13 protein-coding genes and 2 tRNA genes are annotated in these 22550 nt (G+C 67.7%); 4 read left to right on the top strand and 11 right to left on the bottom strand.

What is annotated here, in order from left to right:
* Nucleotides 1-20 precede the first annotated feature (20 nt).
* Nucleotides 21-815, top strand: a complete 795-nt coding sequence (locus ACFVTE_RS05025; RefSeq protein WP_387097692.1) for a PspA/IM30 family protein — start codon at nucleotides 21-23, stop codon at nucleotides 813-815.
* Between the two features lie 99 nt (nucleotides 816-914).
* Complete coding sequence (locus ACFVTE_RS05020; protein WP_387097689.1) at nucleotides 915-2339, top strand: cryptochrome/photolyase family protein; 1425 nt, start codon at nucleotides 915-917, stop codon at nucleotides 2337-2339.
* A gap of 4 nt (nucleotides 2340-2343) precedes the next feature.
* On the opposite strand, the gene ACFVTE_RS05015 is transcribed toward ACFVTE_RS05020, so the two are convergent.
* The 5 genes from ACFVTE_RS05015 to ACFVTE_RS04995 all read right to left on the bottom strand — a co-directional run bounded on the left by ACFVTE_RS05015 (nucleotide 2344) and on the right by ACFVTE_RS04995 (nucleotide 8147).
* Nucleotides 2344-3279 (bottom strand): cytochrome b/b6 domain-containing protein, encoded by a 936-nt coding sequence (locus ACFVTE_RS05015; protein WP_387097687.1) that lies wholly within the window; start codon nucleotides 3277-3279, stop codon nucleotides 2344-2346.
* A 163-nt stretch (nucleotides 3280-3442) separates the two neighbouring features.
* Nucleotides 3443-3519, bottom strand: a tRNA-Met gene (locus ACFVTE_RS05010).
* A 126-nt stretch (nucleotides 3520-3645) separates the two neighbouring features.
* Nucleotides 3646-3719: transfer RNA gene (locus ACFVTE_RS05005), tRNA-Met, on the bottom strand.
* Between the two features lie 147 nt (nucleotides 3720-3866).
* Nucleotides 3867-6857 (bottom strand): UPF0182 family protein, encoded by a 2991-nt coding sequence (locus ACFVTE_RS05000; RefSeq protein WP_387097684.1) that lies wholly within the window; start codon nucleotides 6855-6857, stop codon nucleotides 3867-3869.
* Nucleotides 6858-6986: 129 nt separating this feature from the next.
* Nucleotides 6987-8147: a PDZ domain-containing protein gene (locus ACFVTE_RS04995; RefSeq protein ID WP_387097681.1), complete on the bottom strand. Its 1161-nt coding sequence runs from the start codon at nucleotides 8145-8147 to the stop codon at nucleotides 6987-6989.
* 222 nt (nucleotides 8148-8369) lie between these two features.
* On the opposite strand from ACFVTE_RS04995, the gene ACFVTE_RS04990 reads away from it, so the two are divergent.
* A complete protein-coding gene (locus ACFVTE_RS04990; RefSeq protein ID WP_387097678.1) occupies nucleotides 8370-9821 on the top strand; it encodes a zinc-dependent metalloprotease in 1452 nt (483 codons plus the stop codon).
* A 10-nt stretch (nucleotides 9822-9831) separates the two neighbouring features.
* On the opposite strand, the gene ACFVTE_RS04985 is transcribed toward ACFVTE_RS04990, so the two are convergent.
* The 3 genes from ACFVTE_RS04985 to nudC all read right to left on the bottom strand — a co-directional run bounded on the left by ACFVTE_RS04985 (nucleotide 9832) and on the right by nudC (nucleotide 13695).
* Nucleotides 9832-10422, bottom strand: coding sequence for a M48 family metallopeptidase (locus ACFVTE_RS04985; RefSeq protein WP_387097675.1), 591 nt, complete (start codon nucleotides 10420-10422; stop codon nucleotides 9832-9834).
* Nucleotides 10422-12554: an ATP-dependent DNA helicase UvrD2 gene (locus ACFVTE_RS04980; protein ID WP_387097672.1), complete on the bottom strand. Its 2133-nt coding sequence runs from the start codon at nucleotides 12552-12554 to the stop codon at nucleotides 10422-10424. The genes ACFVTE_RS04985 and ACFVTE_RS04980 overlap by 1 nt, the downstream gene beginning before the upstream one ends.
* A gap of 88 nt (nucleotides 12555-12642) precedes the next feature.
* Nucleotides 12643-13695, bottom strand: a complete 1053-nt coding sequence (gene nudC / locus ACFVTE_RS04975) for an NAD(+) diphosphatase (RefSeq protein ID WP_387097669.1) — start codon at nucleotides 13693-13695, stop codon at nucleotides 12643-12645.
* 163 nt (nucleotides 13696-13858) lie between these two features.
* On the opposite strand from nudC, the gene ACFVTE_RS04970 reads away from it, so the two are divergent.
* Nucleotides 13859-15193 carry a phosphotransferase gene (locus ACFVTE_RS04970; protein WP_387097666.1) on the top strand — a complete coding sequence of 445 codons (1335 nt, stop codon included), beginning with the start codon at nucleotides 13859-13861 and terminating at the stop codon, nucleotides 15191-15193.
* On the opposite strand, the gene ACFVTE_RS04965 is transcribed toward ACFVTE_RS04970, so the two are convergent.
* The 3 genes from ACFVTE_RS04965 to ACFVTE_RS04955 are packed head-to-tail and all read right to left on the bottom strand — an operon-like array spanning nucleotide 15190 to nucleotide 22525.
* The gene (locus ACFVTE_RS04965; RefSeq protein ID WP_387097663.1) at nucleotides 15190-18696 is read right to left on the bottom strand and encodes an ATP-dependent helicase; all 3507 of its coding nucleotides are present in this window, start codon (nucleotides 18694-18696) and stop codon (nucleotides 15190-15192) included. The two genes, ACFVTE_RS04970 and ACFVTE_RS04965, sit on opposite strands and share 4 nt — an antisense overlap.
* Nucleotides 18693-22112, bottom strand: a complete 3420-nt coding sequence (locus tag ACFVTE_RS04960) for an ATP-dependent helicase (protein ID WP_387097660.1) — start codon at nucleotides 22110-22112, stop codon at nucleotides 18693-18695. Before ACFVTE_RS04960 ends, ACFVTE_RS04965 begins: the two co-directional genes overlap by 4 nt.
* Nucleotides 22109-22525 carry an MGMT family protein gene (locus ACFVTE_RS04955; RefSeq protein ID WP_387097657.1) on the bottom strand — a complete coding sequence of 139 codons (417 nt, stop codon included), beginning with the start codon at nucleotides 22523-22525 and terminating at the stop codon, nucleotides 22109-22111. Before ACFVTE_RS04955 ends, ACFVTE_RS04960 begins: the two co-directional genes overlap by 4 nt.
* Nucleotides 22526-22550 lie beyond the last annotated feature (25 nt).

The following is a 22550-nucleotide window of genomic DNA, read 5'->3' as shown; positions in this document are numbered from 1 at the left end:
GCAGGACGAAAGGTAACACCATGGTTAAGCAGTCCATTTTTGGCCGCATGGCGCAGCTGGCGAAAGCAAACATCAACGCCTTGCTGGACCAGGCCGAGGACCCGCAGAAGATGCTGGACCAGATGGTCCGCGACTACACCAACAACATTGCCGAAGCCGAGTCCGCGGTGGCCCAGACCATCGGAAACCTGCGCATGCTCCAGGACGACTACAACGAGGACATCAAAAACGCGCAGGACTGGGGCAACAAGGCCCTGGCCGCTTCCCGCAAGGCCGATGAATTCCGCGCTGCCGGCAATGCGGCCGACGCCCAGAAATTCGACAACCTGGCGAAGGTGGCCCTGCAGCGCCAGATGTCTTCCGAAAACGAGGCGCGCGCCGCAGAACCCAACATCGCTTCCCAGAGCGACGTGGTGGACCGTCTCAAGACCGGCCTGGACCAGATGAAGAACAAGCTGAACCAGCTGACCAGCAAGCGCAACGAACTGGTGGCCCGGTCCAAGACCGCGGCCGCGCAGTCCCAGGTCCACGACGCCCTCCGCAGCATCGACATCCTCGACCCCACCAGCGAGGTGGGCCGCTTCGAAGAAAAGATCCGGCGTGAAGAGGCGAAGGTCCGCGGCCAGCAGGAACTTGCCGCTTCCAGCCTCGACGCCCAGTTCAACCAGCTTGAGGACCTCGGCGAGCAGACCGAGATCGAGGCCCGTCTTGCCGCGCTGAAGTCCGGCAACGCCAAGCCCGCCATCGGAGCCGGCGGCAACGCAGCATCGGCGTCGTCGTCCACGGTGGACGAGGCCGACTTCGACAAGCTGTAAGCACGCACAGAACCGAAGGCGCCGTCAGCTTCACCGGCAGAGGCCGGGATCCACCGGGATCCCGGCCTCTGCCGTCTCAGGGCCGTGTAGCTTGAAACCATGGCTTCCACGATTGTCTGGCTCCGGGACGACCTCCGGCTCGACGACAACCCAGCCCTAGCCGCCGCAACTGCGTTGCCGGATCCGCTGACCGTCGTCTACATCCTCGACGAGGACTCCCCCGGCATCCGCCCGCTGGGCGCCGCAGCCAGGTGGTGGCTCCACCAGTCACTGTCCTCCCTCGCCACGAGCCTCGAAGCACACGGGTCGCGGCTGCTGCTGCGCCGGGGCGCATCCGCTCCGGTCATCGAGGAGCTGGCCGCTGAGACCGGTGCGGAGAGGTTGTTCTGGAACCGTCGGTACGGCCAGCCCGAGCGGACCATCGACGCCGGCATCAAGGAGTGGGCTGCCGGGCAGGGCATCGAGGCCACCAGCTTCCACGCGAACCTGCTGTTCGAGCCGTGGACCGTGCGAACAGGCTCGGGCGGCCCGTACAAGGTCTTCACCCCGTTCTGGCGTTCCTGCCTGGCCGGCACCGAACCGCGGCTCCCTTCCGATTCCCCGGAGCGGTTCCCGGAGCCGGCAGCCGGAAAGTCCGGGCGCCCGCCGGCCGGCGACCGGCTGGACAGCTGGCGGTTCCTCCCCCGTCGGCCGGACTGGAGCGGCGGCCTCGCCGAGACCTGGGCGCCCGGCGAGGACGGCGCCCACGAACGGCTGGAAGACTTCCTGGACGGTCCCGTGGAGGACTACGGCAGGGGCCGCGACCTGCCAGGTGTCGAGGGCACCAGCCGTCTCTCACCGCACCTGCGCTTCGGCGAGATCAGCCCCTTCCGGGTCTGGCATTCCCTTAGGGAACGCTTCCCGCGCCACGCACCGGCCGATGTCGGGATTTTCCGGAGCGAACTGGGTTGGCGGGAATTTTGCTGGCAGCTGTTGTTCGAAAATCCGGACCTGGCCACCCAAAACTACCGTCGGGAATTTGACCGCTTTGCCTGGCAAACGCCGTCGGACGCCGAACTGGAGGCCTGGCAGCAGGGGCGCACCGGCTATCCACTGGTGGATGCCGGCATGCGGCAGCTGTGGCAGACCGGCTGGATGCACAACAGGGTCCGCATGGCTGCGGCGTCGTTCCTGGTGAAAAACATGCTGGCCGACTGGCGCGTGGGCGAGGCCTGGTTCTGGGACACCCTGGTCGACGCCGACGCGGCGAACAACCCGGCCAACTGGCAGTGGGTGGCAGGCTCAGGCGCGGATGCCTCCCCCTATTTCAGGATCTTCAATCCCGTGACGCAGAGCAAGAAGTTCGACGCCGGCGGCAGTTACCTTCGCGGCTACATCCCGGAACTTGCGGACCTGGATGACCGGACGGTGCACGAGCCGTGGAAGAACCCGGCGGCGGCTCCGGGCTACCCCGGACCGCTGGTGGGCCTGCCGGAATCCCGGGAACGGGCGCTGGACACCTACCAGCGGCTCAAGGAGGGGTGAGCGGCTACCGGTTGGTGACCTTGCCCATGAGCGAGGCGATGGGGCGCAGGAACAGAGGCCTGGCCAGGAACCAGGCTGCAACCATGGCCGCGACCGACGCGACGAAGAACCAGAAGCCGACCCAGCTCACGTCGTCGCTGCCCCCGTACATGTGGTTCAGGTTCCGCAGCGCGCCGGTGGCCAGCACCAGGAACACGTGCACCACGATGAAGGCCACGAAATAAATCATCACCGGGAAGTGCACCGCACGGGCGGCCTCAATGGGGAAAGCCTTGTTCAGCCCGGCGGCCTTTTTGGGCCATGCGGCCGACATCCGCAGGCCTGTGATGAAGGCCAGCGGAGCTGCGATGAACACCGTGGCGAAGTAGGTCAGCAGCTGCAGGGCGTTGTAGTTGACCCAGCCGTCCTCCGTGGGCCAGTTCAGCGAGGCGTACTGCAGGGCGGCCGAGACGGCGTTGGGGAAAACATCCCAGGAGGTGGGAACGATCCGGGTCCACTGGCCCGTGGCGAAGAGCAGGATCACAAAGACCAGCCCGTTCAGGATCCACAGCGCATCCAGCGTGAGGTGGAACCAGAGATCCAGGCTGATCTTGGTCGGCGCCGTCCTGGTTTTGATGAAGCCCTTGTTGTTCCGGGTCCAGTAGCCCGCAGGGCGGGTGGTGGTGCGGACCTGCCAGCCCGAACGGATGATGAGCAGCAGGAAGAACGCGTTCAGGAAGTGCTGCCAAGCCAACCAGGCCGGGAAACCGACGGGGGCGCCGGCGGGAAGCTCGGAATGCCCCGGGTAGTCCGCAAGGAACGACCGAACGTCGGGCAGGCCAGTGATCCACTTTGCGAGGAGCACCACCAGCACCAGGCCCAAGAGCGTTGCAGGCACCGCCCAGTACAGCCTGGCCCGCTTGCCCCTGGCAGTGCCGGACTTGTTCTTCGTTGTGGACATCGAGCTACACGTTCCTCTCGAGAATGACTGACCAGTGTGGGCGCCCTGCGCCGGCCAGGAATTCCGGGCCCTGCGAATAGAGAATACTAGGAACCCTCAGCACATGAACAAATGCTCCGGTAATGCAGAAAGCCCCGACCACGTTGTGGTCAGGGCTTCCTTCTGGTTGCGGGGACAGGATTTGAACCTGTGACCTCTGGGTTATGAGCCCAGCGAGCTACCGAACTGCTCCACCCCGCGTCGCTTGGTTAACATTACCCTACTTTCCGGGGCACTTTGACCACGGCTGTTTTCGCCGGGCCGCAGGCTCCGGGGACAACAAAAAGACCCGGACCACCATACGGTGATCCGGGTCTTTTTCTTCAGTTGCGGGGACAGGATTTGAACCTGTGACCTCTGGGTTATGAGCCCAGCGAGCTACCGAACTGCTCCACCCCGCGTCGCAAGAACTACTCTACCGGGCGGTGAACAGGAGGCCAAATCCAAACGACGTGATCTCCGTCTCCAGCAGCCCAAAGCTACCTCCTATGGAAAAGGCCTGCCCTCCCCTTGTCGGGGAGGGCCGGCCCTTTACCTGATCAGCCGGGTCAGCTGCTGGGTGACGGCGTCGGCGTTGCGGACGGCGACGTCGGGCTGCTGGCCGTTCCGGTGCTGCCCAGCTTCGCTTCCGCGTCGAGCGCCTTCTGCAGCGCGGCGGAGAGCTTCTTCTGCTGCTCGCCGTACGCCGCGAAGTCACCCTTGGCCAGCGCAGCTTGGCCCGCCTTGATGGCCGCGTTAGCCTCATCCAGGGCTGCCTTCAGCGCTGCCTTGGCATCGGCCGAGCCCGTTGACGGCGGCGTCGTCCCGCCGCCCGGGGTCGTCGGTGTCTTGCCGTTGTTCGGTGAGTCCCCGGCCTGGGCCCCGGACCGGCCGCCGAACAGCTGGTTGAGGGCCTCGTCCAGGGTGGGCGCGAAGCCGATCTTGTCGCCGAAGGCCACGAGCACCCGCTGCAGGGTCGGGTAGGAGGTCTCACCTGTGGATTTGAGGTAGACAGGCTGGATGTAGAGCATGCCGCGGGCCGCGGGAAGTGTCAGCAGGTTGCCGTTGAGCACATCCGACGCGCCCTGCCGCAGCAGGTTCAGGGCCTGGGAGACGGCCGGGTCCGAGTTGAACTTGTTCTGCGCCTGGCCGGGGCCGGGCACCTGGGCTTCGGGCGGGACCTGCAGCAGCCGGAGCTGCCCGTAGCTCTCCGACTTCACGCCCTTCTTCGAGCCGGCGTCGGAATCGGCCGCGAGGAAGCCGTAGAGGACGTTGCGGGCGTTGTTGTTGACCACCTGCGGGATGTAGGACGAGGTCAGCTGGAACGCCGGTGTCTTCTGGTCCGGCATCTGCAGCGACATGTAGAACGGCGGCTGCTTGACCTCCTGCGACACGGTGGGATCGTTCGGAACGCTCCACGCGTCGTCGTTCTTGTAGAAGCTCACGGGATCCGTCACGTGGTAGCGGCCGAGCAGCTCACGCTGGACCTTGAACAGGTCCTCCGGGTAGCGGACGTGGCTCATGACGGCGGCGGACATCTCCGAGTAAGGCTTCAGGGTGGAAGGGAACACCTTCTGCCAGGCTTTCAGCAGCGGATCCTGGTCGTCCCAGGCATACAGGGTCACGGAACCGTCGTAGGCGTCCACGGTGGCCTTGACCGAGTTGCGGATGTAGTTGACGGAGCTGTTCGGCAGCGCCACGTTGCGTCCGGCCGTGGTCTGGGAATCCGTGATGGCGTCGGAGAGCTGCTCCTGCTGCGAGTACGGGTAGTACTGGCTGGTGGTGTAGCCGTCCACGATCCACTTGACCCGGCCGTCAACCACGGCGGGGTAGGCGTTGCCGTCCACCGTGAGGTAGGGAGCAACCTTCTGCACGCGTTCCCGCGGGTTGCGTTCGTACAGGATTTGCGAGGCTTCGTTCACGCCGTCGGACAGCAGCAGGTCCGAGGACTGGAACTTGATCGAGTAAAGAACCTTGTTGAAGAAGCTGCCGACGTTCGGCCCGCCCTTTCCGGTGAACGTGTACTGCGTTTCGCCGCCTTCCTTGGAGGCCGGGCGGTCCTGTTCGCGGTGCGGCGCGCCTTCCGGGGCACCCACGATCGAGTACTCCGGGGAATCCTCGCCGAAGTAGATGCGGGGCTCGTAGGTCTGGTCATTGCCGAGGACGCCGGTGGACGGGATGCCGGACTGCAGGAACTCCGGCTTTCCGTCTGCCGTGAACTTGTTGCCCTTCGCTGCCACAACACCGTAGCCGTGGGTGTACACGACGTGGCGGTTCAGCCAGGACTGCTGGTCGGCGGCGAGGCCGTCCGGGTTCAGCTCGCGCACGGCGATGACGGTGTCCTGCACCTTGCCGTCCACCATGTACCGGTCGACGTTGAGCGCCTTGGGGAACTGGTAGTACGGGCGGAACTGCTCAAGCTGCGAGAAGGCGTCCGAGATCAGGTTCGGGTCCAGGAGCCGGATGTTGGCCGTGGTCTGTGCATCGGGCGCCAGGGCGCCGGCGGTCGTGGTGGTGGTGGCGTTGTACCGCTCCACCTTCACCTGGTCCAGGCCGTAGGCCGCCCGGGTCATGCCGATGTTGCGCTCGATGTACTTCCGTTCCAGGGTCTGCTCGGACGGGCGGACCTGGAACTGCTGGATGACCCACGGGTAGACGCCGCCGGCCAAGATGGAGGTGATGATCAGCATGGCCGTGCCGATCACCGGAAGCCGCCACTTGCCGATGACGGCTGCGACGACGAAGAGGATGGCAACGAGGGCCGCCGCGACGGCCAGGATCGCCTTGGTGGGGATGACGGCGTTGACGTCGGTGTACAGCGCGCCCGCCCAGCGGCCGCCGCTGTTCTGCAGTGCGGAGTACCGGTCCAGCCAGAAGTTGATGCCCAGCAGGATCAGGAAGGAGGCGCCGGTGACCGCGAGGTGGATCTGCGCGGCTCGACTGGTGAAGATGCCGCGTTCCATGATCCTGATGCTGCCGTAAAGGTAGTGCGTGAGGATGCCCGCGATGCCGGCCACGATCGCCACGCTGATCAGGAACCCGGTGACGAAGCCCAGGAACGGCAGTGTCATCAGGTAGAAGCCGATGTCGAGCCCGAACTCCGGATCGTTCTGGCCGAAGGACTCCTGGTTGAAGAACAGCATGACCTTCTGCCACTGGCTGGAGGCCGCGCTGCCGGCGAACAGCCCAAACAGCACAGGCAGCCCGATCATGACCACGCGCCGTACGGGTTCCAGCTGCGCCTGGTAGCGGTTGAGGTTGTCCCGGATTTCGGAGTCCGGCGCGTAGACCGGACGGGCGTGGTACGCGATCCGGATCGCGTAAAACACGGCCGCGAACATGATGAGGAAGCCGGCGGCGAAAATGCCGATCCTCGCCAGGTTCTCAGTCAGGAACACCTCGAAGTAGCCAAGCTGCTGGTACCACAGGACGTCCGTCCATACATTGGCGAAGAAGATGAACCCGACAACAACCAGCGCAACGACGATGAGCGTGGGCGTCAATGCACCGCGCCTTGTCTGGAGTTTTCCGGGCGGGGTAGGGCTGGCAGGACGGGACAAACTCGTACCTCATAGCTTTGTCAGTTGCTGGTCTTAATTTTAAGTTTTCAGTGGAGGTCATGCACAGCGCCGCCCCCGGCTGTCAATTAGTGCCACGAGCGGACCGGAGCCTTAGTTCCTCGATTTAGTCTAGTTGTTGGTGCAGGCCGGAAGTCCCGACGTGTCGGCGCCCTTGGCAGCCAGTTCAACGGCGGACTGTGCCTCGTCCAGGTTTTCCACCTTGACCACCTGCAGCCCGTCCGGAACATGCCCCACAACCTCTGCGCAGTTCGCCGCCGGGGCCAGGAACATGGTGGCGCCGTCGGCCCGGGCACCGTGCATCTTCACCGCGATGCCCCCGATCGGCCCCACCACGCCGTCGGGGCTGATGGTGCCCGTCCCCGCGATGTGTTTTCCGCCGGTGAGGTCCCCGGGCGTCAGGGTGTCAATGATTCCCAGGGCGAACATCATCCCGGCGCTCGGGCCGCCCACCTTGTCCAGGGAAATCTTCACGTCGAACGGGAAGGTGAAACGGTACTGCAGCAGAACGCCCAGGATGTATCGTCCGGACGGGTTCTTTGCCGGCGTGACCGTTTCGGTCACCTGCTTGCCGTCCCGGCTTACGACGACGACGGCGGGCTTGCCCTTTCCGGCGGCCAGTTCTTCCTGGATCACCTCGAGCGACGTTACGGGCTTCGCGTTAATGGAGGTGAAAACGTCGCCCTTCTGCAGTTTGCCCTGCGCGGCAGACCCCTCGGACAGGTCCGCCACCTCAAGCTTCTGCGTGTAAGGGATGTCGAGTCCCTTCAGGGCCGCCGCCACGGCGTTCTCCTGCGATGTGGCCATGGCCACGGCACTCTCCTGCTGCGATTCCTCTTTGGTGACACCCGTCGGGAAGATCAGTTCTTCGGGGTACACCGCCTTGGAGCCGTCGAGCCACGCCGAGAACGCCTCAAAGACGCTTACGGGACCGTTGGGGCCGCCGTCGACATAAACAGTGGTGAGATCGAGGTTTCCCCTGGCCGGGAATGTCTCGCGGCCCGAAACGCTGATCACGGGCTTCGCGTTTTCCGTGCCCAGTGTGTTGAACGTGGGCCCTGGTGATTCCACCACGTAAGGGACGGGAAGGACCGCGGCCGTCACGCCGAGTCCGAGCGCCAGAAGCCCGGACAGTGTCATCGCGGAGATGCGCGGGTCCCGGCCCCTGGCACGCCGCCACCGGCCGGCGTCCCCGGTTCCATCGGGATTCCCGCCACCGGCGGCGGGCGCCGGGGACTCCTCTGCGGGCTGGCCGCCCTGGGTTATCGTCACTGAAGGACCTCTCCGCACCGCGTCATTCAGCGCTGCACCGCGGCCGCAGCCCGGCGGACAGCCGGGGCGCAGCCTACATACGTTCCGGCTTCTAACACTACGCGTCCCGGCCTGCCGTCAGCTCTTTGCCTACAGCGAACGTCCCGGCTTTCGGCAGACAGCCACTCCCGCACAGGGGTAGCGTGAAGTTGATTAATAGTCACACCGACGATCGGCGGGATCATGACCTCCAATCCACTCAATCCGTCCAACGGCGACGAAAATCCCAAGGATCCGCTGGCGGAGATGCTGCAGAACCTCATGGGCGGCAAGGGCCTGGGTGACATTGACCCCGCAGAACTGGCCAAAGCCGCCGGGCTGCCGAACGATCCCAACCTGCTGGCCCAGATGTTCTCCCAGGTCCAGGCCATGATGAGCGCGCCCTCGGAGGGCCCTGTCAACTGGAAGCTCGCCCATGACAACGCCCGCCGTGTTGCCGCTGGCAGCGCCGACCCCTCGGTCACGTCCGCACAGTCACGCGAAGTGGATGAGGCGCTGCGGCTCGCCGAACTGTGGCTGGACCAGGTCACGGACCTGCCCGCCACCGGCCTCATCGGCAAGGCGTGGTCCCGTGCCGAGTGGGTCGAGGAGACCCTCGGCACCTGGAAGCGGCTGACGGAGCCGGTGGCCAACAGCGTGGCCAACGCCCTCTCCACCGCCATGACGGAGCAGATGCCCGAGGAAATGAAGTCCATGATGGGCGGCGCCTCCTCCATGCTGCAGAACGTGGGCGGCGCCATCTTCGGGATGCAGCTGGGCCAGGCCATCGGAGCCCTGTCCACCGACGTGGTCAGCTCCACGGACATCGGTGTTCCGCTGGCCGACCTGGAAATGGCGCTGCTGCCCGGCAACGTGGCCAAGTTCGGCGAGGGCCTCAGCCTTCCCGAAAACGACATCCGGCTCTTCCTCGCAGTCCGCGAGGCCGCCCATGCCCGCCTCTTCGTGCAGGTTCCGTGGCTGCGCGGGCATCTGCTCGGTGCCATCGAGGCCTATGCCCGCGGCATCCACATCGACACGTCGCGGATCGAGGAGCTGGCCCGGGACCTTGACCCGAGCAACCCGGAGGGAATCCAGGAGGCCCTGTCGCAGGGCGTCTTCATGCCGCAGCGCACGCCCGAACAGGACCAGGCACTGCAGAAGCTGGAGACCGCGCTGGCCCTCGTCGAGGGGTGGGTGGACGAACTCACCGCGGCTGCCACCGAAAAGGTGCTCCCCTCCGCCGCAGCGCTCCGCGAAACGGTCCGCCGCCGCCGGGCCACCGGCGGTCCCGCGGAACATGCGTTCGCGTCCCTCGTGGGTCTGGAGCTGCGGCCCCGCCGCCTCCGCGAGGCCGCCACCCTGTGGGCATCGCTGAAGGCCGAGCGCGGCATCGACGGCCGCGACGCCATCTGGAAGCATCCCGACCTGCTCCCCACCGCAGAGGACCTTGACGATCCCAAGGGATTCAGCGAACGCCGCAAGCTCGCCGAGGCCAGCGACAGCGAAGTGGACGACGCCCTGCAGAAGCTGCTGAACGGCGGCTTCGACAGCCCCGCCGACACTGACGGCGGCGCCGACAATGACGCCGGAACGAAGGACGGCGGGGACGCCGGCGAAAAGGCCGACGGCGACGAGGGCGAGGCTCCGAAGGGCTGAGCCGGGGGCTTTAAAGGGCCAATTCCGCCTCGCCGGCGGGGAGGCCGCGCGACGTGGCAAACGACACGCCCTCCAGGAAGGCCTTGGCACGCTCCGTCTCCGGATACGCCTCCAGCAGCTTCCAGAACGCCGCGTTGTGTCCGGCCACCAGCAGGTGCGCCAGTTCATGCAGCAGCACGTAGTCGATGACCCACTGCGGCATGGGCCGGAGCTTGTCGGAAAGCCGGATGGACCCGTCGGCGGGGGTGGCTGAGCCCCAACGGGAGTTTTGGTTGCTGACCCACCGGACCGACGTCGGGACCGACCTGCCCCCGAGGTACGTCGCCGAGAGCTGCGCAGCGTGCGCGGCCAGCGCCGCGTCCGAGGAAGGCCGCCGTCCCGCCCCGCTGGAACGCTTCTCGCCCTGGGTCCGCAGCTTCTCCAGCATCCGGTGAACCCAGTCGGCTTCCTGCGCCCTGCTGAAATGGGCGGGGATGGCGACGACTGCGGTGCCATTCTCCCAGAATGCCGCGACTGTACGGCGCCGGCGGGCGGAGCGGCGCACCTCCACGGGAGCCCCATCGTGCGTGGTCAGTGGCGGGGCCTGTAGTTTTCCGGGCATTACAGCGTGCTGCTTTCCGTCAGGACCGCGAGGACTGCCTCGCCGTACCGCTCCAGTTTGGACGGGCCAACGCCGGCGAGCCCGGCCAGTTCCTCCAAGGAGGACGGCCGTGCTTCGGCGATGGCGGTGAGGGTGGCATCGGTGAAAACCACGAAGGCGGGGACGTCGGCGGAATGCGCGACCTCCTTGCGCCATTCGCGCAGGGCGTTGAACGTCTGCTCTTCGTAGCTGGGCGGGCACTGGCTGCACCGGCCAACCTTGCGTTCGGCTCCGCTGGTCAGCATGCTCCCGCAGACCCGGCAGGAGGCGGGGGCGGCCGCCTTGCGGCGCGGCGCTGTTCCCCTCCCCCGGGCCGCCGAGCTGGCCACAGAGTCGGGTCGCAGTCCGTCGAGGAAGCGGGACGGCTTCCGGTTGGCGCGCCCGCCCGGGGTCCGGGCAGTGGACCAGGAGAGGGACAGGTGCTCACGGGCACGCGTGATGCCGACGTACAGCAGCCGGCGCTCCTCGTCCACCGCGGCAGGATCGTCTGCAAAGGAGATGGGCATGAGCCCCTCGCTCAGCCCCACGAGGAAGACCGCGTCCCATTCCAGGCCCTTCGCAGCGTGCAGGGACGCCAGCGTGACCCCCTGGACGGTGGGGGCGTGCTGGGCGACGGAGCGCTCCTGAAGCTCATTGACAAAGTCAGCCAGGCCGAACTGCGGCCCGCGGTTCTGCGCCAGCTCGTCCGCCAGGGCCACCAGCGCGGCCAGGGATTCCCACCGTTCGCGCAGGGCACCGCCGCTGTGCGGGGCCGTGTCGGTATAGCCCAGTGACGCGACGATGTCGCGCACCAGCTGGCCCAGCGGCTGGGGGTCGGACTCGGCCACGGCACGCGTGGCTGCCCGAAGCTGGAGGATCGCGTCCCGGACCTCCTTCCGCGCGAAGAACCGCTCGCCGCCGCGCAGCTGGTAGCCGATCCCGGCCGATGCCAGAGCCTGTTCGTAGGCCTCCGACTGGCCGTTGGTGCGGAACAGGACGGCAATTTCACTCGCTTGCACGCCGTCGTCGAGGAGTGTGCGGATCTTGCCGGCGACCGTTGCGGCCTCGGCTTCGTCGTCGGTGCATTCCGTGAATTGGGGCTGGGGTCCCGGGTTGCGCTGGGCGACGAGCTTCAGGGGCGCGGCCCAGGCCGCGTCGGCTGCCGGTCCCCCGCTCCGGCGCGAGGCCAGCAGGTCGTTGGCGAGCTTGACCACCTGCGGCGTGGACCGGTAGTCCCGGACCAGCTTGACCACGTTTGCGTCCGGGTACTGGGCCTTGAACCCGAGGAGGTGCTTCGGGGACGCTCCGGTGAATGAATAAATGGTCTGGCTGGCGTCACCCACGACGCACAGTTCATTGCGGCCGCCCAGCCAGAGCTCCAGGAGTCGCTGCTGCAGCGGGGAAACGTCCTGGTATTCGTCCACCACGAAGTGCCGGTACTGTTCCCGGACCGTCGCCGCCACCTTGGGGTCTTCCTGCAGGATGCCCACGGTAATCAGGAGGACGTCCTCGAAGTCGATGACGTTGCGGTCGGTCTTGACGTCCTCGTAGGCCTGGAACACCCGGGCCACTGCCGTGAGGTCAAAGCCGCCCGGAGCACCCCTGTCCTGTGCGTTTTCCAGGTAGTTGGCAGGGGTGAGCATGGACACCTTGGCCCACTCGATTTCCGACGCGAGGTCCCGGATGGAGGCGCGGTCGGTGCTCAGCCGGAGCCGGCGGGCTGCCTCGGCGATCATCTGTGCCTTGTGGTCCAGCAGGTTGGGCAGCGCCCCGCCCACCGCCTGCGGCCAGAAAAACTGCAGCTGCCGCAGCGCGGCCGCGTGGAACGTCCTGGCCTGGACGTTTCCAACCCCGAGGTCGCGCAGCCGGCTGCGCATTTCCGCTGCCGCCCGTGCCGTGAACGTGACTGCCAGCAGCCGCTGCGGGCTGTACACGCCCGAGTGCACACCATAGGCAATCCTGTGGGTGATGGCCCGGGTCTTGCCGGTGCCTGCTCCGGCAAGCACGCAGAGCGGGCCGGTCAGGGTGGTGGCCACTTCCCGCTGCTCCGCGTCGAGGCCGCCAAGGATCCGGTCTTCCAGGGAGGCGTTGCCATCAGGATTTTCTGTCGTCACTTCTTGCTGCTTGCTATATGGGGATGGATGGGCTGCTCCGCCTTGGAGGCGTTGGAGAAGATGTGCTGTGCCGGCCGGTCGTACAGGGTCAGTCGTCGGCCGGGCGGTCCTGGATCACGCCGCCGTACCAGTGCTCGATGAGGGACCTGGCGATGGAAAGCCTGGTGGAGATGACGATTTCACCGCTGAGCACGGCCTCCTGGACTTCCTCCCGGCTGAACCAGCGCGCCCTGGTGACCTCGACGCCGTCGGGCTTTGCTTCTGTGTCGTCGGTGACGGCTGTAAAGCCGAGCATGAGGGAGGCCGGGAACGGCCATGACTGGGAGCCGAGGTACTGGCATGCCTTGACCCGCACGCCCACCTCTTCCTGGATTTCCCGCACCACGGCCTGTTCCAGGGATTCCCCGGGCTCGACGAATCCGGCCAATGTGGAGTAGTTCTTGGCGTCCAGCGGACCGCCGCCGCCCAGCAGGACGCGGCCGTCCGGGCCAACCACCGTGACAATAATCGCGGGGTCCGTGCGCGGGTAGTGTTCGGAGTTGTCGGCCGGGCACCGCCGGACCCATCCCCCGGCTTCCACGTTGGTGACGGTGCCGCACCGGGGACAGTGGGTGTGGGTGGCGTGCCAGTTGGCAATGGCACTGGCCTCAACGAACAGTGCGGTGTGCGTCGGATCCAGTTGCGCTGCTACGTCCCGGAAGCCTTCCCAGGTGGCTCCGGCGGGCAGGCCGGCCGGACCGGGCTCCACCGGCTCCGGCAGGATGAAGAGCAGGACGCCGGTTCCTGCGGGAAGGTCCGCGGAGCCGAGGGCCGCGCCGAGATAGATGATGTGCTCCGGGCCAGTGGCCGACCTCTCGAGCCGGTCGAGCAGAGGCCGGGCCTCTGCCAGGACGAGCGCGTCCCCGTGGACCAGCGCCTGCCGGCCGGAGAGGAGCATGGCCCTGGCGGTTCCCGTCGCCAGCAGGTCCGGAATGAGGCCGGGCCTCATCCGCTCAACCGATCCCCTGTTGACCATTGCGGGCCGGACCGGCAGCACGGTGTCAAAGAGATGGTTGGCCGGCAGTTCGCCGGCCGGGAGCTGATTTTCCGGGCTGGTGCCCGCCGCTTGACCGACCGGCACAGCGGCCTCCGCATGACTCATGTATCCACCGTACTGACTCGCAGTGACAATTTACATTTCGGGAGGGCACCGGCAGGCCCGGAATGAGAGTCTTCACTTGGCCCGCGCAACCATATTTAGGCGGATCTCGAGACTCGCCGCGACACATCATTGTGTTGGACGCCGCTCAATCTACCGTGGAACCGTGAGAAGAGAACCAATCGAACTGGCAGCTGTGGCCACCGCGGCAGTCCCCGGACTGAGCCCGACCGCCGTGAGCTCTGCCCCGGATGACCCGGCAGACTTTGATTCGGCTCTCCTTCTGGACGCCGAGGGCAAACGCTGGCGCGTCCGCTCACCCCGGCACGCGGAAGCCAGCACCAGGCTGGAGACCGAATTCCTGGTACTGCGCGCGTTCGCACCCGGCATCCGGGCCGAACTGCCGTTCCTCATGCCCACCGTGGCCGGCACCGTCCGGCAGCAGAGCCTGACCACCTTCGTGTACTCCCATCTGCATGGCGCCACGCGCACCGTTGAGGAGCTTACGGCCGGGCCGCAGGAGCTGGCGAAGGAGATCGGCACGGCGCTGGCCGCCATCCACGATCTGCCCCGCGCTCTGGTCAGCAACGCCGACCTGCCCAGCTACACGCCCAACGAGTTTCGCCAGCGCAGGCTCAACGAACTGGACATGGCCGCGACCACAGGCAAGATCCCGGCCCTCCTGCTCCGCCGCTGGGAGCACGCCATGGAAGACGTCTCACTGTGGCGGTTCAACCCTTGCGTGGTCCACGGCGACCTGCACGAGGACAACCTGCTGGTTGAGGACAACCGTGTCACGGCCGTCACCGGCTGGACGGATTTGCGCATCGGCGACCCCGCCGACGACCTCGCCTGGCTCGTGGCATCCAATGAGCACGAATTCGTCGACGCCGTGGTCAAGCACTACACCGCGAAGCGCCGCGACGCTCCGGACACCCACCTGCTGCGCCGCGCCGCACTCTCGGCGGAATTTGCCCTGGCCCAGTACCTCGTCAAGGGCATCGCAGCAGCCGACGCGGGCATGATCGCCGAAGCAGAAGCAATGCTTTCCACGCTGGCCGACGATATTGCCGAATACGGCGGCCAGCCCATCAGCGTGGAGCCGCTGCCCCCGGCCAAGCCCGACGCCCCGCCAACCGGCCAGGAGCCGGCCGCGCCCGGCCTCCTCGACGCCCCGGCCGCCACCGACATTTCCGAGGCCATGCCCGCCGTCCACGTCACGCCCATCCCGGTTGACGCCAAGCCGCTCCCGGTCGAAGTGACGCCCATCCCGGTCGAAGTGACGCCCATCCCGGCTGACGGGGCGGACGGCCCGGCTGACGGGGCGGCGGGGGACGCTGGCGCACGGAAGGATGAGGCGTCACAGGATGCCGGCGGATCTGCAGATGCTGAAGCTGCCGGGGTTCAGGGCGAGGCACAGGACGGTGGCCCGGCTCCGAAGCCTTCGGGCGCCGACACTTCCACTGTCGCCCTCACGGTGGTTGAGGCCAAGACGAACTAACCGGCGAGGGCCGTGGCAACGATCCGTTCGAGCTCGGCGCCCGACGCCAGGTCGTGCGGGCGCACCACATGGTTGTCCGCGACGTAGAAGAAGGCAGCCCGGACCTCCTCCAGCGGCACGCCCTTGAGCCGGGCCCAGGCCAGCCGGTAGACGGCCAGCTGGACGCTCTTGGTCTTCAGCTGCCCTGCTGACGGCCGGCGGCCGGTCTTCCAGTCCACGAGGTCCCAGCCCCCGTCGGCGTCCCGGAACACCGCGTCGATGCGGCCTCGCACAACGACGTCGCCGATCCGGGTCTCCACCGGAACCTCAACGTAGGCCGGCGATCTGTGTGCCCACCGGGAGTCCTTGAAGGTGGCAACCATGTCGTCGAGACCATAGGCCTCGTCGATGTGGTTGTCGGAGCCGGGTGCTTCGCCGAGATCCAGCATTCCGGCCGTTCCGAAGTACTCTTCCACCCAGGCATGGAAGGCGGTGCCCTTGCGCGCGGACATGCCGGGTTCCCGCGGGACGGGCCTCCTGAGCCGCTGCACCACGGCCTCGGGGTCCTCCCCCAGGTCCACCAGGGTGGATGCCGAGATATGGCCGGGCAGATGCACGTCGCGGCTCCGGGCCCGCCTGGCGCGGCGTTCCAGAAGGATGGCAGCCTCGCGTTCCCAGCCCGCTGCCTGGGGGCGGAGCCCCTGGCCTGCCGGGAGCCCCGGCACACCGGCTTCGACGGCGGCGATCTCGCTGAGCAGCCGTTCCGCGGCACGGTCCATGGCTGCCCGCCGTCCCGGCACAAGCCGGAGCCGGTTGCCGCTGCGGGGGTCCACAGGACCTTCCAGCGGATCATACGGCCAGGCCGCCACCTCCAGTTCCCGGGCCAGGGGACTTTCCTGCGGCAGGGATTCCTCATCGACAGAAGCAGGATGGATTTCCGCAGCTTCCTGTTCGGCCAGGGGTGCCAGCTCGGCTAGGAATGGCGACATCTCCGCCATCCCGCCGCGCCCGCCCACCCACGCTCCGCTGGAAACCCAGAGCACATGCTTGGCGCGGGTGTAGGCGACGTAGGCCAGCCTCCGTTCCTCAGCCTCGCCGTGGGCCTGGACGTCTCCCTTGAAGACCTTCTCGGCGTCGAGCCACCCCTTTTGGTCCGGCTGGTCCAGGTCCCACTGCGGAAGATCGGCACGGTCGCCGCGGAGGGGCCAGGGCAGGGCAGCGGCACCGCTGCTCCACCTTGAGTCGCGGCTGCTGGGGAACGCGCCCGAGTTTAGGCCCGGCACGAACACGACGTCCCATTCGAGACCCTTCGAGGCGTGCACCGTCAGCAACTGCACGGCCTCGTGGTTGACGTCCGCGGGCGGCACGTCCAGGCCGCCCTCCTCGGATGCTGCCGCTTCCAGCCATGAAAGGAAGGCCAGGACGTCCACCCGGTGGGAGGTCTGCAGGAACCCGGCCGCGGCGTCCTGGAACGCGTCCAGGTTCCGCCGCGCCTGGTGGATGCTGAGGCCGGGCCTCGCGGCAACCTCGATGTCCAGCAGCATGGCCCGTTCCACCTCGCCCAGCAGGGTGGTCAGGTCCTCCCCCATCAGCGTCCGGAGCTGCCGCAGCTCCGTGCCCAGGCGTTGCAGCCGCTCCCGGGCAGCCGGGCTCAGGCTGCGGCCTTGGGCGGACGTCCACCCCTCGTTGGGGAGCCAGTCCAGGGCCTCGACGAGGCTGGCGGCGTCGGTGATGTCACCCTCGATGACGACGTCGGCGCCTTGCGGATCCCCGTCGGCCGACGGACCGTTCGTTTCCGGATTGCCGTTCGCGCCCGGCCCGCGGCCGTTTTCGACCATGCCGCGGCGACGGGCCAGAAACGCGGACCAGTCCCGGAACGCCATGAGGTCGGCGGTGCCGATCCTCCACCGGGCACCGGCCAGGAGCCGCATCAGCGAATCCGACCGGCCCGGATCAGCCAGGACCCGCAGTGTGGACACCAGATCCACGATTTCGGGAGTGTCCAGCAGGCCTCCGAGGCCCACAATCTCGTACGGGATTCCTGTGGCTTCGAACTCCTTGCGGAGGCATTCCATCTGCGCACGCCTGCGGCACAAGACGGCCATGGCAGGCTGGACGCGGGGTTCCGCGGGGGAACCGTCGAAGTCAGTGGCCCGGAACCTCAGGAGATCCTTGGCGATCGCCGCTGCTTCGTCTTCATCGGTGGCAAAACGGCCAATCACCACCCGGCCCTGTACCGCGGCCGGACTCGGCTGCAGTGCAGGCACCTCCACGGCCGCACCGGAGGTCCGCTGCCCCGCGGGTCCGGCCTGTGCCGCGGCGGCGCTGAGTGGAGCGGAGATGAGGTTGGCGGCGGCCAGGATATTGCGGCCGTTCCGCCAGGCTGTGGTCAGGTACGAAACGGGGGCTGGACGCCGGGACGCCGTTCCTGACTGGCTGTCCTCGGCACAGACCGGAAACTCGTTGACAAAGTGGAACAGCTGGCCGGCGGACGCGCCCCGGAAGCCGTAGATGGACTGGTTCGGATCCCCGACGGCGGTGACGGCGTGCCCGTCCCCGAAGAGCCTGGAGAACAGCACCAGCTGGGCATGTGAGGTGTCCTGGAATTCGTCCAGCAGCACCACCTTGTAGCGCTGGCGCTCCATCTCCGCAGCCAGGGGCACCTCCCGGGCAACGCGTGCTGCGAGCGCCACGAGGTCACCGAAGTCCAGGGCACCGCGTGCCCTTTTGGCTTCCGCATACCGCCCCACGAGCTCGGCCACGCTTGCCCGCGTGCGGAGCATGGCGCCGAGTTCGCCGGCGGCCTGGGTGGGGTTTTTCTTGGCGCCGGCCACGTACGGCAGAGCCTCGAACTCGGCGAGCCGCTGCATCAGCCAGCCCTGCACACCGTCCGGGTCCTGGAGGTGCTCCGCGCACTCCCCCGCGAGCTGGATGACGGCTTTGACGAGGGTGGACTTGGCCACCCTGAAATGCGAGTATTCGCCGTCGAACGCCTCGACCACCTCACTGGCCAGCTGCCAGGCCTGTGCCCCGCCCAGCAGCACCACGTCCCGCTCGATCCCGAGCCGCAGGCCGTAGTCGGAGACGATGCCGCTGGCAAACGAGTGGTAGGTGGAAACCTTGGGTTCCAGGGCGTCGGCGCTGAGCAGCGCGCCTGCCCCAGCACCTCCAGGGTTGGCAGCAGCACCAGGGTCGCCACTGCCGCCGGCGCCACCCGTGGCCGTCCGCTGCAGCGCGCTGAGCTTGGCGCGGATGCGGCTGGCCAGTTCACCGGCGGCCTTTCTGGTGAACGTGACGCCCAGGACCTCCTCCGGCTTGACCCAGCCGTTCGCGACGAGCCAGACAACTCGGTCGGCCATGGTGGCCGTCTTGCCCGAGCCCGCGCCGGCGATGACCAGCCGGGGCGCAAGCGGTGAAGAGATGATGGCCGACTGTTCCGCCGTCGGCAGGTTTTTCTCGCCCAGCAGGGCGGACAACTCTTCCGGACTGAATCTGGGCTCGGGCAGCTCTGCCGTCCGGCTCATTCGGTAACCTGCTTTCCCCGCGAACACAGCGGACATACCTCCGGCAGCCGGCAGCCGGGGCCGCCGTAACCGGCCTTGGCGGGATCGTGCCTTGCCTCGAACTCGTGGCCGGACATCACGGCCGCTGCGTCGTTCACCATCTCGATCGCCCAGTTGTCCCCCGGGTCCAGCGGCTCCTGGTGCTGGATGCCGGGAGTCTTGGTGGTTGTGCCCAGCTGGGCAAGCACCGCCCCGCCGGGCTGCGCCCCGGCCTCGGAAGCCTCTGCGTCGCCAAAACCGCCGGCCAGGACCGCCGCTTGGTAGGCGCCCAGCTGCGGGTGCCTGCCCAGTTCGGCCTTGCCCGGCTGCCGTTTGCCCGTCTTGAGGTCAACGATTACCAGCCGCCCTTCGGCGTCGATCTCCAGCCGGTCCACCTGTCCGCGCAGGACGGCTGACCGGGGACCCTCATCGGACGGAACATCGGCGCGGGTGACGGCGGCCGGCTCGGGCAGGGTCACCTCGAAGTCCTGTTCGACGCCCGCCAGTCGCCGCCCTTCGCTGCGCATGACCAGGACGTACTGCGCCAGTTTCCGGACCATGGCTTCGGCCCTGCGGAAGTCCAGTTTGCCCTCCCAGTTGTCCTTCATGCCCAGGGCCGGCCAGCGCCGGACAAGTTCGGCGAGGTATTCTGCGCCGCTGGCATCGGGAAGGTCCTGGGCGATGGCGTGCACCAAGGTGCCGAGGCTGCGGGCGAAATCCGTTGCCGCTTCACCTCCGGCGGCCTGGATGAACCAGTCCAGCGGTGATTTCTGCACCGACTCCACCTTGGATGGCGAAACGAAGACGGTCCCGCCCGGAGGCACAACCCGGTCCACGGAGGTCAGCGGCGCCAGCCCCCACCAGGAGTCCGGATGGGCGCCGGGAACAGGCGGATCGGCCGTGGCAAGGCGGGCCAGCACACGCACGGCCTCATCCGCCTCGGCGGCAAGCCTGCCGTCCAGCTGGGCGTACTGGCGGAGTTCCGCAACGAGCGCACGCAGCGTCAGCGGCCGTTCAACCGGCGTATAGCCGCGTCCCTCCTGGTCAGGCCGCAGCGGCGCGACGTAGTCCAGGAAGGAGGACGGCTGTTCATCCTCGGAAGACACGGCGGTGCACAGCAGCACGTCCTTGGCCCGGGACACCGCCGTGGAAAAGCTGCGGAGTTCGTCGTAGCGGATCTCCCGCAGCCGGCTGAGCGGGCCAAGCTGGAGCGCGTACTCCACGCCGTGTTCGACGGCGTCCGCGAACAGTGTGCTGCCCAGCAGTTCCCCGCGGAGGCGGGTGTTGGGCCAGACGCCTTCCTGCAGGCCCGCGACGATGACGAACGGCCATTCCCGGCCAGCGGCGCTGGCAGGAGTCATGAGTTCCACGGCATCGTCAACCTGGGCCCGGGCCGCGAGGGTGTCCATGGGCAGTTCCTGGTTCAGCAGGTACTCCAGGAACTGTTCTGGGCCGGAACCGGGCATCTGGTCCACGTAGCGCTCGGCCGTGTGGAACAGCGCCATCATGGCGTCCAGGTCCCGGTCGGCCCGTGCCCCGACGAGTCCGCCGGCAAGGGCAGCAGCCGTCCACGCCGCCGCGAGGCCGGTGGAGTGCCAGAGGGCCCACAGCACTGTCTCGGCGTTGGATCCGGGTTCGCCAACGGCCTTCCGCCCGGCCTGGATCATCCGTGCCACCCTGCGCGCCGACCGGGCCTCGATACCCAGGGAGCCCAGCGCGCCGGGCTCCAAAAGCGCCTCCACGAGCAGCGAATCACTGGAGCGCCCGCCGCCGCCCAGCAGCTCCTCCCGCCGCAGTGACTGGCGGAGCCTGCGCAGTTCGAGGGACGTCGCCCCGCCGATCCGGGACGTCAGCAGCGACACGGCCGATTCGGGCGTGAGGACCGCCGGATCCAGGGCCACCGCGTAGGCGTCGAGCAGCGGACGGACGGCCACCTCATCGCGTACGGCGGACTCAGCCACCGGAATCCGCACCGGAATCCCCTGGCCGGAGAGGTAGCGCTGCAGCTGGCCCAGCTGGCCGCCGTTCCGGACAATGACAGCGATGTCCTCGAGCGGACGCCCGTCCCTGAGATGTGCCTCGAGGATCCTTTGCGCGACGTACCGCAACTCATGGACGGCCGAGGGCAGCAGGTGCGCCTCCACCGCGCCGCCTGCCGGCCGGGCGGCATCAGCTGAAGCGGTATTGCCCAAAGCAGTAGTACCGGGTTCCCCGGCAATGTCGGCAGCGCCGGCGCCAACCGGGTCCAGGCGGCGGGCGAGCTGGCCCCCGGACCGGAGGGAGATCCGGTCCGCGACCCCGAGCCAGGCCCGGGCCACGGCAGGCTGATGGCGGTGGGCGTGGGTCAGCGGCTTCTCAAGGACCGTCCGCTCCTCGCCGCCCAAAAGACCAGGGAGCTCTGCCACGAGATCCGGCCGCGCTCCACGGAACCCCTGCACCACCGTGTCCGGCGCGGACGTCACGTAGACATCCTTGCCGGCGGCCACATCAGCCAGGAGTTCGAAGACGGCCGGGTTGGCCTCCTGGATGTCGTCCACAAGAACCAGCTGGAGCCGGTCGCGTTCCGCCGCGAGGAAGTCCGGGAAATCCTGGAAGAGCTGGCGGGCCGCGGTGATGATGCCCGCGGGATCGAAGGCCTCGGGCATGCGCAAATCCAGGACGTCGCGGTACTCGGCATACAGCGCTGCAGCGGCAATCCAGTCCGGCCGTCCGCAGGAGCGGCCCAGGCCGGCGAGGTCCTCGGACGTGCGGCCCGTCTCTGTAATCCGGTCGAAAAGCTGGCGCACCTCGTGCCGGAACCCCCGCGTGGGCAGGGCCGCCGTGAGGTCATCGGGCCAGGGCAGCCCAAGGCCTGGCAGGGAGTGGCCCTCCAGCAGTTCCTTGATGATGAGGTCCTGCTCGGGGCCGGAGAGGAGCCGCGGTGCCTTGGACAGCGGCAGGAGCCCCTCTGCCTTGGCACGGCGGATGAGGTTGAAGGCATACGCTGCCCAGGTGCGGGCCGGCGTGGTGCTCAGGCTGCGGTTCAGCCTGGCGGTGAACCGGTCACGGAGGGTGTCGGCCGCAAGCCGTCCGGGGGCGAGTATGATGATCCGCTCGGGGTCCACCCCGTCCGCCTCCACCCGGCGGATGGCTGCCTCGATGAGCACGGTGGATTTTCCGGTGCCGGGCGCTCCGGGAACCAGCACCGGGCCGGATCCCTGGGGCACTTCGACGGCGGCCAACTGGTCCGGCGTCAGGACCGGAACGCGGGAGTGCACCTGGCGCGGGGGCAGCAAACGAAGACCGGTGAGCGGGAATGGTGAGGCGGAGAAAGAGTCGCCGCGGTCCCGTTCCGAAGTAAGGGCGGATGCCGGGTGGACTGAAGCCGGGTCGGCGGTCTGATCGAGTGTTGCGGTCACACGGACATTCCATCATCCGGCACTGACATTGTTCGCAGCGAAGCTTCCAGCCGCTCGGCAATCACGTCCAGGGCATCGAAATCGGCGTCGGACGGGGCCCACCGCGCAGCGGCCAGATCCACCCGCCACCGGCCCTCGCCCGTCCGCGCATACCCGCGATAGTCGCCGCGCAGGGGCGTGCCCTCCTGCAGGTAGTGTCCGAGGGCTTCGGACTCATGCCCGTCGGGGGCCAGTCCGCTGGCCCGCAGCACCCGCCACCACGGAACGCCGCTGCCGTAATGGCTCAGCACGGACCCCACCTGCCGCGGCCCTCCGGCCCCCAGGAGTTCAGCGACGTCCCCGTAAGCCACCGCCGAGCCGGCCGGGATGAGGTCAACCACCGCCAAAACCGCCTCCACGTACTCCGCCCGCATATCCTCAGACTATCGGCCAGGATGC

Origin of the sequence: Arthrobacter sp. NPDC058097 (genome assembly GCF_042884885.1) — a bacterium.
Lineage (GTDB): Bacteria > Actinomycetota > Actinomycetes > Actinomycetales > Micrococcaceae > Arthrobacter.
The sequence above is the reverse complement of the archived record's forward strand: the minus strand, read 5'-3'. Positions and strand labels throughout refer to the sequence as shown.

What these genes read in the sequence shown, in the direction of transcription:
- ACFVTE_RS04955 (WP_387097657.1), bottom strand. Translation starts at nt 22,525, where the DNA reads ATGCGGGCGGAGTACGTGGAGGCGGTTTTGGCGGTGGTTGACCTCATC.
- ACFVTE_RS05015 (WP_387097687.1), bottom strand. Translation starts at nt 3,279, where the DNA reads ATGTCCACAACGAAGAACAAGTCCGGCACTGCCAGGGGCAAGCGGGCC.
- ACFVTE_RS05025 (WP_387097692.1), top strand. Translation starts at nt 21, where the DNA reads ATGGTTAAGCAGTCCATTTTTGGCCGCATGGCGCAGCTGGCGAAAGCA.
- ACFVTE_RS04990 (WP_387097678.1), top strand. Translation starts at nt 8,370, where the DNA reads ATGACCTCCAATCCACTCAATCCGTCCAACGGCGACGAAAATCCCAAG.
- nudC (WP_387097669.1), bottom strand. Translation starts at nt 13,695, where the DNA reads ATGAGTCATGCGGAGGCCGCTGTGCCGGTCGGTCAAGCGGCGGGCACC.
- ACFVTE_RS04965 (WP_387097663.1), bottom strand. Translation starts at nt 18,696, where the DNA reads ATGAGCCGGACGGCAGAGCTGCCCGAGCCCAGATTCAGTCCGGAAGAG.
- ACFVTE_RS05020 (WP_387097689.1), top strand. Translation starts at nt 915, where the DNA reads ATGGCTTCCACGATTGTCTGGCTCCGGGACGACCTCCGGCTCGACGAC.
- ACFVTE_RS04985 (WP_387097675.1), bottom strand. Translation starts at nt 10,422, where the DNA reads ATGCCCGGAAAACTACAGGCCCCGCCACTGACCACGCACGATGGGGCT.